We start from the raw sequence: 13,766 nt of genomic DNA on the forward strand, positions 1-13,766 counted from the left end.
AGACTCGAACAGTGTGTGCTCGCGAACCGCCCACCGCAGCCCATTTTCAGGCGGCCCGCTCCTCCGGCTCCGCCGTCAGCGGCACCTGCGGGCCGTTCAACTCCCGCAGCCAGCGCCGCAGTACGCGGTGGATGTGCTCGGCGCCGACGAGGTCCTCGCCGTCCTCGACCGGCGCGGAGAGGGCGCGAGGCGACAGCAGGAACGGCTTGCCCTGGCAGCCGCCGAGGCCGCCGTGCGAGCCGATCTGCTCCTCGAAGGCGAGGACTTCGCCCTCGGCGGGGTCGTACCAGGAGTTGACCATGATGTCGGCGGTGTGCGGGAAGGAGTGGGTGCGCCGGACGGCGTCCGCGGCGCCGGGTCCGAAGTCCGCCAACGGGTCCTGTTTGTCGTCGAGTTCGGCCACCGGCAGCTCCGCGCCGTGCGCGCCGAGGACGAGCCCGCCGTGCTCCGCGCTGCGGACGAGGACGAAGCCGACACCCGGGTGGTTGGCGAGGGTCGTCAGGAGCGCCGGGTGGCGGGCGTCGATCTCCTCCTTGGTCATGCGGTGCGGCACGTCCGGGAAGGAGACCAGGCCGAGGTTGCCGGAGGCCAGCACGATCGGCTCCGAGTGGCGGCCGGCGTGCACCTGCCGCTCGTCGCCGTCCTTGGCGGGCCTGCGCAGCGCCGCGCGGACGGCAGCACGGGCCTCGGCACCGCTGTGGGTGCGGCGGGCCCGGCGCGGCACGGGCAGCCCGCACCCCGCCCGGACGAGGTCGCCGAGGGTGAGGCCGTAGCGGCCCTGGAAGGTCTCGCCGGGGCTCTGCCCGTGGTCGGAGAGAACGACGATGCGGTACGGCCGCGGGGCATGCTCGGCGACGTTCTCGATCAACGCGATGGAACGGTCCAGGCGTTGGAGGACCTTGGCGGCGTCGCGGCTGCGCGGTCCTGAGTGGTGGGCGACCTCGTCGTAGGCCACGAGGTCGGCGTAGACGGCGGTGCGGCCGGCCAGCATGTCGCCCATGACGGCGGCGACGACGACATCCCGTTCCACGACGGTCGCGAAGGCGCGGACGAGAGGGTAGAGGCCGCCGCGCTTGACGCGGGGGCGCTGCCTGGTGAGGCGGGAGCGGGTGGACTGGCCGATCTCTCGGCCGACCTCGGCGACGAAGGACATCGCGGTGCGGACGGCGTTGGCGGGGTCGGAGAAGTAGGCGAAGTAGCCCGCGCGGGAACGGTTGTCCCGGCCCCGGCGGCGGATCGCGATGGACAGCACGAGGGCCTGTTCGTCGGCCCCGCCGCTGAACAGGTTGCCGCGGCTGGCACCGTCCACGGTGAGGAGGCCGCCGTCACCGGTGTGCTCGATGGCGCGGCGCTGGAGTTCGGCCGCGCTGGTCGGGCGGTTGCAGACCATCACCTCGCCGGTGTCCTTCTCGTACCAGCGGAACGCGGGGATGTCGTGGTTGGAGCCGTGCAGGATGCCGAGCTGGCTGGCGCCGGTCTGGCTGGACCAGTCGGTGCGCCACGGGGTGAGGCGGTGAGTGGGGCGGTCGCCGCCGAGGAGTCGCGCGACGGTCGGCATCAGCCCCTTCTCCATCGCGTCGAGCAGGACGTCGTGGCCGACGCCGTCGAGCTGGAGGAAGACGGTGCCGGGACTGGAGGGGCCTGGTGGCAGGGCTCTGCGGCGGCGGTCGGCGAGGCGGTAGAGGCGGCGGCGGTAGGCGTCGTCGTCCCGGACGGCCAGGGCACCGCCGGTCGCGGAGGCCACGGCGGACATCACGGCGGCGACGACCACGGCGGTCTCCGGGGCGACCTGGCCGCGCAGCCCGCCGTCCGGATTGATGCGCAGGGCGATCAGCAGCAGCGACCCGTTGAGCACGAAGACCAGGAGGCCGAGGACGAGCGCGGGCACGAGCAGCAGCAGCCGTACCAGCAGCGGCCAGACCAGGGCCGACAGCACACCGAAGGCGCCGGCGCCCAACGCCGCCGTGACGCCGATACGGGTGGCACTGTCACCGTCCGCCGACTGGAGTTTGAAGTCCGGCAGGATCCCGGCGAGCACCAGCATGGTGACCGTGGAGACCGCCCACACCGCGATACTCCGCCCGACCTGACTGGCGAGCCGCCGCCAACGCGCTCCACCCACGCCCCGTACACCTCACGTCCCGGGCCCGTCGACCTGGCGGGCCTCCACCCACCTTGTCACAACGGGTGGAACGGTCCAGATGTCACCGGCCGTCGTAGCCCGCCGTCGGCATGGACAGCCGTCGGTGCACGCTGGCCTTCATCTGGGCGTCGTAGCAGGGTTCCGCGCGGCCCACCGTCTCGATCCGCACCCCGCGGCGCGCGCACTCGTCGGTGAACTCCTCCACGGAGGACAGCGCGCTCTCCAGGACCCGGCGGCTGGGGGCGACGAACAGGTCGAGGCCGGGGCGGACGCCGTCCCACAGGGCGCTGTGGTCGGGGCGCAGTCCGCGCACCAGGAGTTCGCGGGCGATCACATAGCCGTGGTCGGCGGCCCAGCGGGCGCACATGGCGTGCTGGCTGCGCGAGTCGACCAGGAAGGGGTCCTCGTCCAGTTCCTCCAGCGGTGTCAGGCTGGCGATCGCCGTGACCCTGACCCGCGAGGGCATACCGGAGGCACCGCGTACCTGTCCCATGGCGTCCCCCTCACCTCCGGGTTTCGCCGCCGACCCTACTCCTGCCCGTAGGCTTCGGGGGAGTCGCGCGAAGGAGGCAAAGAAGGTGCCGGTGGAGATCACCTGGTGGGGTCACGCCACCTGCACGATCGAGGACTCGGGCGTACGTGTCCTCACCGACCCCCTGTTCGCCCGCCGGCTCGCGCATCTACGGCGCCGCCGGGGCGCGGTGCCGCCGCCCGAGGCCCGTCGCGCGAACCTGGCGCTCGTCTCCCATCTGCACGCCGACCACCTGCACCTTCCCTCGCTCGGCGCCCTCGCCCCGGGCACGCGCCTGCTCGTGCCCCGGGGCGCACTCCGCGCGGTACCGGGGTTGCGCCGGCTCCGGCAGCTGCGGATCGACGAGGTGTCCCCCGGTGACCAGACGATGGTCGGTGACCTGGTCGTACGGGCCGTGCCCGCGCGTCATGACGGGCGGCGGCTACCGGTCGGACCGCACCGCTCCCCCGCGCTGGGCTACGTCGTCGAGGGCGAGGCGCGCACGTACTTCGCCGGGGACACCGGGCTGTTCGACGACATGGCCAAGGAGGTCGGTCCGGTCGACGTGGCGCTGCTGCCGGTCGGCGGCTGGGGGCCGTATCTCGGCGAGGGGCATCTGGACGCGGGGCGCGCGGCCCAGGCGCTGGCCCGTCTCGCGCCGCGCAGTGCGGTGCCGGTGCACTACGGCACGTACTGGCCGATCGGGATGGACGCGGTGCGCCCGCACGAATTCCACACGCCCGGCGACGAGTTCGTGCGGATCGCGGCCCAACTGGCGCCCTCGGTGGCCGTGCACCGGCTCGGGCACGGCGAGAGCGTACGTCCGCAGGTCGCCCGGTGAGCTGGATCGCGGACGCGCTGTCCGCGACGACGACGACCTCGCCCGAGTCCACCCAACAGGCCATCGGCTACCCGACGTTGTTCCTGCTGGTGCTGTTCGGGGCGCTGGTGCCGGTGATTCCCACGGGGGCGCTGGTGAGTTCGGCGGCCGTCGTCGCGTTCCATCAGACGGCGCCGTTCGCGTTGGCGCTGGTGTTCGTGACGGCGTCGCTGGCCGCGTTCCTCGGGGACATCGCGCTGTACTGGCTGGGGCGGCGCGGGATGGGTTCGAAGAACGGTTCGCGGTGGCTGGAGGCGATCCGCGCGCGGGCTCCGGAGGAGCGGCTCACGCAGGCGCAGGAGAAGCTGGCCGACCATGGGGTGACGGTGCTGATCCTTTCCCGGATGGTGCCGGCGGGCCGTATCCCGGTGATGTTGGCCTGTCTGCTGGCCGAGTGGCCGATCCGGCGGTTCGCCCGGGGGAACGCGCCGGCGTGTCTGGCCTGGGCGATGACGTACCAGCTGATCGGCATCCTCGGGGGCTCGCTGTTCCCCGAGCCGTGGGAGGGCGTGGTGGCCGCGGTCGCGCTGACCGTGGCGATCAGCGCGGCCCCGACCGTGTGGCGCAGGGTGCGGAAAACAACTCCCGCCTAGGCAAGCACTCTTGAGCCTCCCACCGGTAGATCCCACAGGTCTTCTCGGACCAACTCGGCTTTCTCCCATGCCGCCCTGACCCGCGTCAGCGGCTCCAGGACCGGCTCTGCCGACAGGACGAACGTGCCCCAGTGCATGGGGGCCATCCGGCGCGCGCCCAAGTCCTGGGCCGCCCGCACCGCTTCCTCCGGGTCGCAGTGGACGTCGCTCAGCCACCAGCGCGGGTCGTAGGCGCCGATGGGCAGGAGGGCCAGGTCGATTCCCGGATAGCGGGCGCCGATACGGGAGAACCAGTGGCCGTAGCCCGTGTCGCCCGCGAAGTAGACGCGTTGTCCGTCCGGTGCCGTCATCACCCAGCCGCCCCACAGGGAGTGGCAGGTGTCGGTGAGGCTGCGCTTGGACCAGTGGTGGGCGGGTACGAAGTCGAGCCGTACGCCGTCGAGTTGGGCCGCCTCCCACCAGTCGAGTTCGGTGACGCGGGTGAATCTGCGGCGCCGGAACCAGCTGCCGAGACCGGCCGGGGCGAACACCGGGGTGTGGCGCGGGAGTCGGCGCAGGGTGGGGGCGTCGAGGTGGTCGTAGTGGTTGTGGCTGATGACGACGGCGTCGATCGGCGGGAGTGCCTCCCAGGCGACGCCGACGGGGGTGATCCGGGACGGGGTGCCGAGGATGCGGCGGGACCAGACCGGGTCGGTGAGGATCGTCAGGCCGCCGATCTGCACCACCCAACTGGCGTGCCCCGCCCAGGTGACGGCGACGGTCAGGGCGTCGATCTTGGGCAACGGCTCGGGGGCGAAGGGGAGTCGGGGGATGTCGGCGAGCCCCTCGGGGCGGGGTCGTACGGAGCCCTCGCGGGCGAAGCGGGCGATCGCCTTGAGGCCGGGCAGCGGGGCGGTGAGCCGGTCGTGGAAGGTCCGGGGCCACACACGGCGTTCGCCGAGGGGGCGGGGTTCGGCGAGCGGCGGGGAGGAGGGGATGAAGGGAGACGGGGACGCCGTGCGGCCGGCGTCCGGGGTCGTCGTGGTCGACTCGGACTGCTGCGTCATCGAGGAGGCTCCCATCGCTGAGCGTCGTCGCGGAGATCGTCGAAGATCGACCTCAAGGACATCAACGCGCGTTGCACGTGTGGCAGTTCCAACGGCACGGGTGACATGAGGCATTCCGCGCGTTCCTCATCGGTTCGGCCCAGCAGGGGTCCGGTGGACAGCCGTACCCGCAGCGCGCCCAGGTCGTCACCGAAACGGTGACCGCCCGGCGCGGGCATGCCGAGCCGGGCGGTGAGGAACTCCTCCAGGTCCTGTGCGTCGCCCACCCCCTGCGGGGTGAGCGCGTGGCGCAACGGCCCGAGATCGACGTACAGATGACGCCCCGCCTGCGGCGGCCGGGCGAACGCTCCCGCCCCGGTGACGGCCGCGTGCGCGGCGGCGGCCACGCGCGCGTGCAGGCCTACGGCGGTGTCGCGGCGGGCGACGACGGGCGGGGGTTCGCCGAGGGCATGGGCGGCCGCGGCGGCGACGGGTGCGGCGACCCTGGCGCCGAGTGCGGTGAGGACGTCGAGCACGCGCGCGTGGAGCGCGTTCCCGACGCGGCCCGCGGGAAAGCGGGCGACGGCTGCGGGCCAGCCGGACGGGAGGAGCGCGCCGGCCAGGTCGGTGACGACGGTGACCTTCTCGGGCAGCATCTCGGCGGGGCTGAGCAGGACGCTGCGCCGGGGCGCGTGCAGGGTGTCGCGCCAGGTCTCGTCGCTGACCAGGTGCAGACCCTCGCCCGCGGCGGCCTCGACGGTCTCGTGCATGACCTCGGGCGGCACGACGGTGGCGGTGGGATCGTCGGCGACCGACAGCACCAGCAGCCGCGGGTCGCCGCCCTCGTCGCGGACCCTGCGCACGGTCTCCAGCAGGGCGTACGGGTCGGGCACCCCGCCGCACTCGGCCGGAGTGCCCACATGGAACACGGGCCTGCCCAGCAGCCGGGCGTACGGCGCCCACCAGGCCGCGCAGGGTCTGGGTACCAGGACATCACCGCCGAGCGCGGCGGTCAGCGCGACCAGCAGTGCGGGGGCGCCCGGGGCGGCGGCCACACGGGCGGGGTCGGCGGGCAGGCCCCGGCGTTCGAAGTAGCCGCTCGCGGCCTCCAGCAGTGCGGGGGCCCCGCCGACCGGCTGTTCCTCGGTGCGGCTCGCGGCGGCGGCGAGGACGGCGGCCAGTTCCGGCAGCACGGGCAGTCCGTCGTCGGGAAACACCGGCCCGTATCGGACGGGTCCCTGGCCTACCGCGTCCGCCTGCCGCATGGTGCCTCCGCGCAGTCCCTGGTGCAGTGCCGTGCCGTGTCCTGGTCGTGCCCTCAGTGTCCCGGAGCCCGCCTGCGCAGCCGGTACACGGCACCACCGAACGCGCCCGCGATCAGCACACCCCCAGCGACCAGCGCCGGCACGGAGTCGGTGAAGGTACCGCCCTCCCCGGCCCGCACCCCGCGCTCGATCACGGCGGCACCAGCACAGGAATCACCCCGGGGCTCCTGACAAGGCCGCTGCCCGCCCCCACTTCCGCGTTCCACGCTGAAGGTCGCGCTCCACGGCCTGCCCTGGCCGCCCGGCGGTGCCGGACAGGTCCCGTCGACGGTCCACGCGGCGTCGCGCTCGACCCCGTCCGTGGAGATCCGCGCGGTCCCCCGGTAGGCGGCTCCGGCGGCCCGGTCACCGTTGCCGGGCACGCGTTGCAGCTGGACGCTCCCGCCGTCGAAGGCCTGGGACGAGGCGTCCAGGGTCTCGGGCGCGATCCCCCCGACCACCTCGCAGGACACGGAAACGGTCACGCTCCCGCCCGCCTGGGCGGTACTCGGGCTGACCTCGGCGGCGGAATCGACGGCCAGAGCTGGACCGGCGACGCCGACCAGGGCGACGACGGACAGCGCAAGGGCGGTGCGACGCATGAGCGGGTCTCCTTAGACCGAGGACGGCGGCAACACCATCGAAGCCCGGTAAGGAGAGAGCCGCGCGCGGCGAGACCCGAGCGAGTGAACACCGGCCGAGTTCGTATAGGGGCGCGAGGAACTGCGCGCCCAGCCCCCACCGGCCCGCAGCCGAGACACAACCCTCTACGCGGCGTCCTCAAGAACCTGTTCCCGAATCCGCCGACAACACCGACTGATCAACCGAGACACATGCATCTGCGAGATCCCGAACTCCTCCGCGATCCGACTCTGCGTCATGTCCCCGAAGAACCGCAGATACAGAATCTCCCGCTCCCGCGCGGGCAGCGCAGCCAACCGCGGCTTCACAGCCTCCCGATCCACCACGACGTCCAACGCCGGATCAGCAGCCCCGAGTACGTCCCCCAGCGCCCACCCGTCCGAACCGCCGGAGGCCTCCGCGTCCAACGACAACGCGCTGAAACTCTCCAGCGCCTCAAGCCCGGCCCGCACATCCTCCTCGGAGAGGCACGCGTGCGCGGCGAGCTCCGCCACGGTCGGCCGCCGCCCCGGCACCGTCTGCGCCAGCTCGTGCCCGGCGACCCGGACCCGGTTGCGCAGATCCTGCACCCGGCGCGGTACGTGCAGCGTCCACATGTGGTCGCGGAAGTGCCGTTTGATCTCGCCGGTGATGGTCGGCACGGCGTAGCTCTCGAAGGCGTTGCCGCGCGCGGGGTCGTAGCGGTCGACGGCCTTGACCAGGCCGAGGGCGGCGACCTGGCGTAAGTCCTCGGTGTTCTCGCCCCGGTTGCGGAACCGTCCGGCGAGCCGGTCGGCCATGGGCAGCCAGGCCTCCACGATGCGTTCGCGGACGATGTCGTGCTGCGGGCCGGGCGGCAGTGTGACCAGGGTGCGGAACGCTTCCGCGGTGTCGGGGGTGTCAGGGTGGGAACGTCGCCTGCTGTCGGTGCGAGTGGGCATGGTGCGTCACAACTCCCTTGAGCATGCTCCGGGTTGGACGGTCACCGGTGGGAACGCGTTTGCGCTCCAGCGCTGAAGGTTCGCCTGCCCCCGACCTCAAGGCACAAACCCGCGTCACTCCCGCTCGCGTGCCCCCTGCCGGGTACGGCCGGGGGCCACGAGGCGGCGCGGATGGCGGCGCAGGTACTCGCCCTCCAGCCGGGCCATGCGGTCGTTGTGGGCGCGCAGCGCGTCGTTCGAGCCGTACAGCAGGGTGTCGTGGCGCGTGCGGTGGATGGTCTCCAGCTCCTTCATGAGCTGGGAGTCGTCCAGGCGCGCAGGGTCGACTCCGGTCATGGTGTGCCCCGCTCGTCGAGTCTCACGGTCCTTCAGTCCACTCTACGAACATTCCGGCCCCGCAGCCTCCGCACGGAGGGAGCTATCGCGCGCGCTCCACCCGCCGCTCGTCCCACACGGGCTCGGTGCTCTCGCGGACCCTGCCGTCGCTGCCGAACACCAGGTAGCGGTCGAAGGAGCGGGCGAACCAGCGGTCGTGCGTGACGGAGAGGACCGTGCCGTCGAAGGCCTCAAGGCCCTCCTGGAGGGCTTCGGCGGACTCCAGGTCGAGGTTGTCGGTGGGCTCGTCGAGGAGCAGGGCGGTGACGCCCTGGAGTTCCAGGAGCAGGATCTGGAAGCGGGCCTGCTGGCCGCCGGAGAGGCGGTCGAAGCTCTGCTCGGCCTGGCCGGTCAGCTCGTAGCGGCGCAGCCGGGACATGGCGGGGCCCTGGGCCTGCGCGTGCTCCTTCCACAGGATGTCGAGGAGGGTGCGGCCCTGGAGTTCGGGGTGCGCGTGGGTCTGCGCGAAGTGGCCCGCCACGACGCGTGCGCCGAGCTTCCACTCCCCCGTGTGCTTCACGTCGTCGCCGGCGAGGAGGCGCAGGAAGTGCGACTTGCCCGAGCCGTTCGAGCCGAGGACGGCGACGCGTTCGCCGTAGAAGACCTCCAGGTCGAAGGGTTTCATCAGGCCGGTGAGTTCAAGTCCCTTGCAGGTGACGGCCCTTACGCCGGTGCGGCCGCCCTTGATGCGCATGGTGATGTCCTGCTCGCGGGGCGGCTCGGGGGGCGGGCCCGCCTCCTCGAACTTGCGCAGGCGGGTCTGGGCCGCCGCGTAGCGGGACGCCAACTCGTGGGAGATGGAGGCGGCCTGACGGAGGTTCAGGACGAGCTTCTTCAGCTGGGCGTGCTTCTCGTCCCAGCGGCGGCGCAACTCCTCGAAGCGGGCGAAGCGTTCGCGCCGGGCCTCGTGGTAGGTGGCGAAGCCGGCGCCGTGCACCCAGGCGTCGGCGCCGGTCGGCGAGGGTTCCACGGAGACGATCTTCTCGGCGGCGCGGGCGAGGAGTTCACGGTCGTGGGAGACGAACAGGACCGTCTTACGGGTCTCCTTGAGCCGCTCCTCAAGCCAGCGCTTGCCGGGTACGTCGAGGTAGTTGTCGGGCTCGTCGAGCAGCAGCACCTCTTCGGAGCCGCGCAGCAGCGCCTCCAGGACGAGCCGCTTCTGCTCACCGCCGGAGAGCGTGCTGACCTGCCGGAACTGCGCCTTGTCGTACGGCACTCCGAGCGCGGCCATGGTGCACATGTCCCACAGGGTCTCGAACTCGTAGCCGTGCACCTCGGCCCAGTCGGAAAGGGCCTGCGCGTAGGCGAGTTGGGCGGCCTCGTCGTCGACGGTCATGATGCCGTGCTCGGCCTTGTCGACCTCCGCCGCGACCGCGCGGATGCGGGGCGGGGCGACCGACACGAGCAGGTCCCGTACGGTGCTCTCGTCGCGTACCGAGCCCACGAACTGGCGCATCACGCCCAGGCCGCCACTCACGGTGACGGTGCCGCCGTGCGGTTTCAGCTCGCCGGAGATCAGCCGGAGCAGGGTCGTCTTGCCGGCGCCGTTGGGCCCGACCAGGGCGACCACGGCACCTTCGCCGACCCGGAAGGACACATCGCCGAGCAGCGGCCTCCCGTCGGGGAGGTAGTACTCAAGGTGTGCGGCTTCCAGATGTCCCATGACCACGCATTCTGTGGGGCGGCCTCGCGGCCGGGCAAACCCTTATTGTGCCCGCCAGGGCCTCGCTACGGCTTCTGGTCCGCGTCGAGCGGCTGTCCGGCCGGGCCGCCCTCGGTGTCCGGTCCGGCCGTCTCCACCAGTGCGCCCGCCCAGGACAGGGCCTTCCAGCCGTCGGCCGGTGAACCGTCCAGGATCACGATGCCGGTGTTGTCGAGGGGGCGGGCGGCGGCGAAGTCCACGTCGACGTTGTCGGCGCGGGCGGCCGTCCACATCCGGATCGCGGCGCCGTGGCTGATCATGGCGACGGTGCGGGCGCCGCTGTCGGCGGCCTCGGCGATGACGCCGTCGTAGCGGGCGAGGGCCTCCACGCCGTTCTCGCCGCCGGGCATCCGCAACTGTGTGTCACCGGCTGCCCACGCGAACACGATCCGCATGTACTCGTGGCCCGGCTCGGAGTCGCCGGGCAGCATCTCCAGGTCACCGGCGGTCAGTTCGCGGATGCCGTCGCGGACGCGGACGTCGAGGCCGCGGGCGGCGGCCAGCGGGGCCGCGGTCTGCTGGGTGCGGATCAGGGTGGAGGCGTAGAGGGCCTCGATGTCCTCGTCGGCCACGGCCTCGGGGAGGGCCGCGGCCTGGCGGCGGCCGAGGTCGGTCAGTTCGGCGCCCGGGATCGCCGTATCGAGGACGAAGTCCACGTTGGCCGTGGTCTGGCCGTGGCGGATGAGGAGCAGGCGCATGCGGGGGTTCCTCCGATGAAACGGTCCGCCGACGGTTGGAACGGTCCACCGACGGCGGCATCGGCTCGCCGGCGGTCCGCCGGGCAGCAAACGGCCATTTCAGGGTACCCGGCACCGCATGAGCCCCGACGTCGACCTCACGGTCCCCCTTCCCGGCCGCCACGCCCTGCGCGCATGGCTGCTCTCCCTGGACTCCCGTCTCTTCGAGGCGGCGGCCGAGCGGCACTGGCCCGCCGGTGAGCCGGTGCTGCCCCGACTGAGCCGGAGTGCAAACCACGGTGTGCTGTGGTTCGCGACGGCCGCCGCGGTGGCCGCGAGCCGTACGCCGCGCGCCCGCCGGGCCGCCGCCCGGGGTCTCGCCTCGCTGAGCATGGCCTCTTTCGCCATCAACACCCTCGGGAAGCGGACCGTGCGCCGCCCCCGGCCCGCCCTGGACCCGGTCCCGGCGGGGCGGCAGCTGAAGCGGCAGCCGATCACCACGTCGTTCCCGTCCGGTCACGCGGCGTCGGCGGCGGCCTTCGCGACCGGTGTGGCCCTGGAGTCGCCGGCCTGGGGCGCCGTGGTGGCCCCGATCGCGTTCTCGGTCGCCGTGTCCCGGGTCTACACCGGTGTCCACTTCCCGAGCGATGTGCTGGCCGGGGCCGCGCTGGGGGCGTGCGCGGCGTTCGCGGTGCGCGGGATGGTGCCGACCCGCGGGCAGGTCGTGCCGTCGGCCCGTCCGCGCGCGGAGGTCCCGGCGCTGGAGGACGGCGAGGGCCTGGTCATGGTGGTCAACGCGGCGTCGGGCACCGCGGACCGGGCGGACGCGCTGACGGACTTCCTGCCCGGTGCCGAGCTCGTCGTTTGTCAACCGGCGGACATCCAGGCCGAGTTGGCGAAGGCGGCGGCCGGCGCCCGGGTCCTCGGGGTGTGCGGCGGCGACGGCACGGTGAACGCGGCGGCCGAGGTCGCCCTGCGCAACGGCCTGCCCCTCGCGGTCCTCCCCGGAGGGACCCTCAACCACTTCGCCTACGACCTCGGTGTGGAGGGCCCCCGGGATCTGAGCCGGGCGATCAAACAGGGCGACGCCGTCCGCGTGGACGTCGGCCGCTTCAGCTCCGGCGCCACCCGGGGCATCTTCCTCAACACCCTGAGCCTGGGCGTCTATCCGGAGCTGGTGCGCGAGCGGCAGCGCTGGGCGCCCCGCATCGGCGGCTGGCCCGCGGGCGTGCTGGCGGCGCTGCGAGTGCTGCGCGCCGACCGGCATCCACTTGAGGCCGAACTCGGCGGCCGTGTCCGCCCGTTGTGGCTGCTGTTCGCCGGCAACGGCACCTACCACCGGACGGGCATCGCCTCGGGCCGCCGGGGCGACCTGGCGGACGGACGGCTCGACGTACGGGTCGTGCACGGCGGTCGCAGGCCGGCGCTACGGCTGCTCGCGGCGGCCCTCGCCGGTCCGTTCACCCGCTCCCCGGCTCACGCGGCGGTCCAGGTCCACCGCCTGCGCCTGACCGGTCTCGCGCCGGGCACGCTTCTCGCCTACGACGGTGAAGTGACGGACGTGGAAGGCGAGTTGACCTTGGCGGAGTTGCCGGAGGGGCTGACGGTGTACCGGCCGCCGACCGAGTCCCTGATCACCCGTCAGTCCACATCGTAAAACGCAGGTCTCATCATGCGACATGCGCGCGTACCGTTCTGCCTACGCCGAAGAAGACGCGAAGGGGTAGGTAGAGCCATGCCGAAGCCACAGGAGACCGCCGTCTACACGCACGGGCACCACGAGTCCGTACTGCGGTCGCACACCCAGCGAACCGCCGCCAACTCCGCTGCCTACCTGCTCGGTTCGCTGAAGCCGCACATGAAGATCCTGGACATCGGCTGCGGTCCGGGCACCATCACCGCGGACCTGGCGGCGCTGGTCCCCGACGGGCATGTCACCGGTGTCGACCGCGAGCCGGGCATCCTGGACCAGGCCCGTGCCACGGCCGCCGGGCGCGGGCTGACGAACGTGGACTTCGCGGTCGCCGACGTCCACGCTCTGGACCACCCGGACGACACGTTCTGTGTGGTCCACGCCCATCAGGTGCTCCAGCACGTGGGAGATCCGGTGCAGGCGCTGCGGGAGATGGTGCGGGTGACCAAACCGACCGGGTACATCGCGGTCCGTGACGGGGACTACGCGGTGATGACCTGGTATCCGGAGGTGCCGGGGCTGGACGACTGGCTGGACCTGTACCGGCGGGTGGCCCGCGCCAACGGTGGCGAGCCGGACGCAGGACGGCGGCTGAAGTCGTGGGCACTGCAAGCGGGGCTGACGGACATCACGGCCACCTCCAGCACCTGGACGTTCCATACTCCGGACGAGCGGGCCTGGTGGAGCGGTCTGTGGGCGGACCGCACGGTCGCGTCCTCGTACGCGGCGGTCGCGACCGAGGGCGGCCACGCGACCACCGAACAGCTGCGCGCCATCGCCGACGCCTGGCGGGAGTGGGGAAAGCAGGACGACGGCTGGTTCGCCGTGCTGCACGGCGAGATCCTCTGCCGCAAGCCCGTCTGACAGGGCGGCCGGGCCGGGATCGTCCGAAAGGATCACCTCGGCCCGGCCGTCCCAACTAGGCTCGTCCGTATGGACATTCTGGGAGCCACGCTGCGGATCTGCGTCGACGACCTGGAGACCGCCGTCCCCTTCTACGAACGCCTCACGGGCGCCTCGGCGCTCCGTTTCGAGCGCGGCGGGGTGTCGGTGGCCGCGGTCGGTTTCTTCCTGCTGATGAGCGGGCCCGAGGCGGAGCTGGAGGTGTTGCGCAAGGTCTCGGCGACCATCGCCGTCAAGGACGTCGACGAGGCGCACACGCTCCTCACCGAACTCGGCGCCCGGGTCGTCGCGGGCCCGCTGGCGACACCGGTGGGCCGCAATCTGATCGCGGTGCATCCGGACGGGACGGTCTACGAGTACGTGGACCGGCGGGGCTGACGGCCGACCGCCGGTCCACG

The 13,766-nt window shown here is 72.6% G+C and carries 14 protein-coding genes; 5 read left to right on the top strand and 9 right to left on the bottom strand.

Features of this window, described 5'->3' with window-relative positions; all coding sequences use genetic code 11:
* Nucleotides 1-46: 46 nt before the first annotated feature.
* Both ACIBJH_RS16050 and ACIBJH_RS16055 read right to left on the bottom strand, forming a co-directional pair.
* A complete protein-coding gene (locus ACIBJH_RS16050; RefSeq protein ID WP_399117458.1) occupies nt 47-2,122 on the bottom strand; it encodes a phage holin family protein in 2,076 nt (691 codons plus the stop codon).
* Between the two features lie 82 nt (nt 2,123-2,204).
* Complete coding sequence (locus ACIBJH_RS16055) at nt 2,205-2,636, bottom strand: hypothetical protein (RefSeq protein WP_019071350.1); 432 nt, start codon at nt 2,634-2,636, stop codon at nt 2,205-2,207.
* A gap of 85 nt (nt 2,637-2,721) precedes the next feature.
* Between ACIBJH_RS16055 and ACIBJH_RS16060 the strand changes: the two genes are divergently transcribed.
* Together ACIBJH_RS16060 and ACIBJH_RS16065 are read left to right on the top strand one after the other, a co-directional pair.
* Entirely contained in the window at nt 2,722-3,495 is a 774-nt protein-coding gene (locus ACIBJH_RS16060; RefSeq protein WP_399117459.1) for an MBL fold metallo-hydrolase, read from the top strand.
* The gene (locus ACIBJH_RS16065; RefSeq protein WP_399117460.1) at nt 3,492-4,127 is read left to right on the top strand and encodes a DedA family protein; all 636 of its coding nucleotides are present in this window, start codon (nt 3,492-3,494) and stop codon (nt 4,125-4,127) included. Before ACIBJH_RS16060 ends, ACIBJH_RS16065 begins: the two co-directional genes overlap by 4 nt.
* Here the strand turns inward: ACIBJH_RS16065 and ACIBJH_RS16070 are convergent.
* From ACIBJH_RS16070 to ACIBJH_RS16100, 7 genes are all read right to left on the bottom strand, one after another.
* On the bottom strand, nt 4,124-5,173 hold the full coding sequence (locus tag ACIBJH_RS16070) for an MBL fold metallo-hydrolase (protein WP_399117461.1): 1,050 nt from the start codon (nt 5,171-5,173) through the stop codon (nt 4,124-4,126). The genes ACIBJH_RS16065 and ACIBJH_RS16070 overlap by 4 nt on opposite strands.
* Nucleotides 5,170-6,417: an aminotransferase class I/II-fold pyridoxal phosphate-dependent enzyme gene (locus tag ACIBJH_RS16075; RefSeq protein ID WP_399117462.1), complete on the bottom strand. Its 1,248-nt coding sequence runs from the start codon at nt 6,415-6,417 to the stop codon at nt 5,170-5,172. Before ACIBJH_RS16075 ends, ACIBJH_RS16070 begins: the two co-directional genes overlap by 4 nt.
* 53 nt (nt 6,418-6,470) lie before the next feature.
* Complete coding sequence (locus ACIBJH_RS16080; RefSeq protein ID WP_399117463.1) at nt 6,471-7,058, bottom strand: hypothetical protein; 588 nt, start codon at nt 7,056-7,058, stop codon at nt 6,471-6,473.
* A gap of 165 nt (nt 7,059-7,223) precedes the next feature.
* The gene (locus tag ACIBJH_RS16085) at nt 7,224-8,018 is read right to left on the bottom strand and encodes an RNA polymerase sigma factor SigF (protein ID WP_399117464.1); all 795 of its coding nucleotides are present in this window, start codon (nt 8,016-8,018) and stop codon (nt 7,224-7,226) included.
* Between the two features lie 114 nt (nt 8,019-8,132).
* The gene (locus ACIBJH_RS16090; protein WP_399117465.1) at nt 8,133-8,354 is read right to left on the bottom strand and encodes a DUF6158 family protein; all 222 of its coding nucleotides are present in this window, start codon (nt 8,352-8,354) and stop codon (nt 8,133-8,135) included.
* Nucleotides 8,355-8,436: 82 nt separating this feature from the next.
* Complete coding sequence (locus ACIBJH_RS16095) at nt 8,437-10,056, bottom strand: ABC-F family ATP-binding cassette domain-containing protein (RefSeq protein ID WP_399117466.1); 1,620 nt, start codon at nt 10,054-10,056, stop codon at nt 8,437-8,439.
* Between the two features lie 65 nt (nt 10,057-10,121).
* Nucleotides 10,122-10,793 (bottom strand): histidine phosphatase family protein, encoded by a 672-nt coding sequence (locus tag ACIBJH_RS16100; protein ID WP_399117467.1) that lies wholly within the window; start codon nt 10,791-10,793, stop codon nt 10,122-10,124.
* 118 nt (nt 10,794-10,911) lie between these two features.
* Between ACIBJH_RS16100 and ACIBJH_RS16105 the strand changes: the two genes are divergently transcribed.
* From ACIBJH_RS16105 to ACIBJH_RS16115, 3 genes are all read left to right on the top strand, one after another.
* Nucleotides 10,912-12,429 (top strand): bifunctional phosphatase PAP2/diacylglycerol kinase family protein, encoded by a 1,518-nt coding sequence (locus ACIBJH_RS16105; protein WP_399117468.1) that lies wholly within the window; start codon nt 10,912-10,914, stop codon nt 12,427-12,429.
* Between the two features lie 78 nt (nt 12,430-12,507).
* Nucleotides 12,508-13,329 (top strand): methyltransferase domain-containing protein, encoded by an 822-nt coding sequence (locus tag ACIBJH_RS16110; protein ID WP_399117469.1) that lies wholly within the window; start codon nt 12,508-12,510, stop codon nt 13,327-13,329.
* Nucleotides 13,330-13,398: 69 nt separating this feature from the next.
* Entirely contained in the window at nt 13,399-13,746 is a 348-nt protein-coding gene (locus ACIBJH_RS16115; protein WP_019071338.1) for a VOC family protein, read from the top strand.
* The last annotated feature ends 20 nt before the right edge of the window (nt 13,747-13,766 follow it).

It is taken from the genome of Streptomyces sp. NPDC050548 (assembly GCF_044457385.1).
Classification (GTDB): domain Bacteria; phylum Actinomycetota; class Actinomycetes; order Streptomycetales; family Streptomycetaceae; genus Streptomyces.

Bases quoted from the DNA above. Each gene is read 5' to 3' on its own strand.
- ACIBJH_RS16055 (WP_019071350.1), bottom strand. From the start codon at position 2,636: ATGGGACAGGTACGCGGTGCCTCCGGTATGCCCTCGCGGGTCAGGGTC.
- ACIBJH_RS16080 (WP_399117463.1), bottom strand. From the start codon at position 7,058: ATGCGTCGCACCGCCCTTGCGCTGTCCGTCGTCGCCCTGGTCGGCGTC.
- ACIBJH_RS16070 (WP_399117461.1), bottom strand. From the start codon at position 5,173: ATGACGCAGCAGTCCGAGTCGACCACGACGACCCCGGACGCCGGCCGC.
- ACIBJH_RS16095 (WP_399117466.1), bottom strand. From the start codon at position 10,056: ATGGGACATCTGGAAGCCGCACACCTTGAGTACTACCTCCCCGACGGG.
- ACIBJH_RS16110 (WP_399117469.1), top strand. From the start codon at position 12,508: ATGCCGAAGCCACAGGAGACCGCCGTCTACACGCACGGGCACCACGAG.
- ACIBJH_RS16085 (WP_399117464.1), bottom strand. From the start codon at position 8,018: ATGCCCACTCGCACCGACAGCAGGCGACGTTCCCACCCTGACACCCCC.
- ACIBJH_RS16090 (WP_399117465.1), bottom strand. From the start codon at position 8,354: ATGACCGGAGTCGACCCTGCGCGCCTGGACGACTCCCAGCTCATGAAG.
- ACIBJH_RS16075 (WP_399117462.1), bottom strand. From the start codon at position 6,417: ATGCGGCAGGCGGACGCGGTAGGCCAGGGACCCGTCCGATACGGGCCG.
- ACIBJH_RS16100 (WP_399117467.1), bottom strand. From the start codon at position 10,793: ATGCGCCTGCTCCTCATCCGCCACGGCCAGACCACGGCCAACGTGGAC.
- ACIBJH_RS16115 (WP_019071338.1), top strand. From the start codon at position 13,399: ATGGACATTCTGGGAGCCACGCTGCGGATCTGCGTCGACGACCTGGAG.
- ACIBJH_RS16105 (WP_399117468.1), top strand. From the start codon at position 10,912: ATGAGCCCCGACGTCGACCTCACGGTCCCCCTTCCCGGCCGCCACGCC.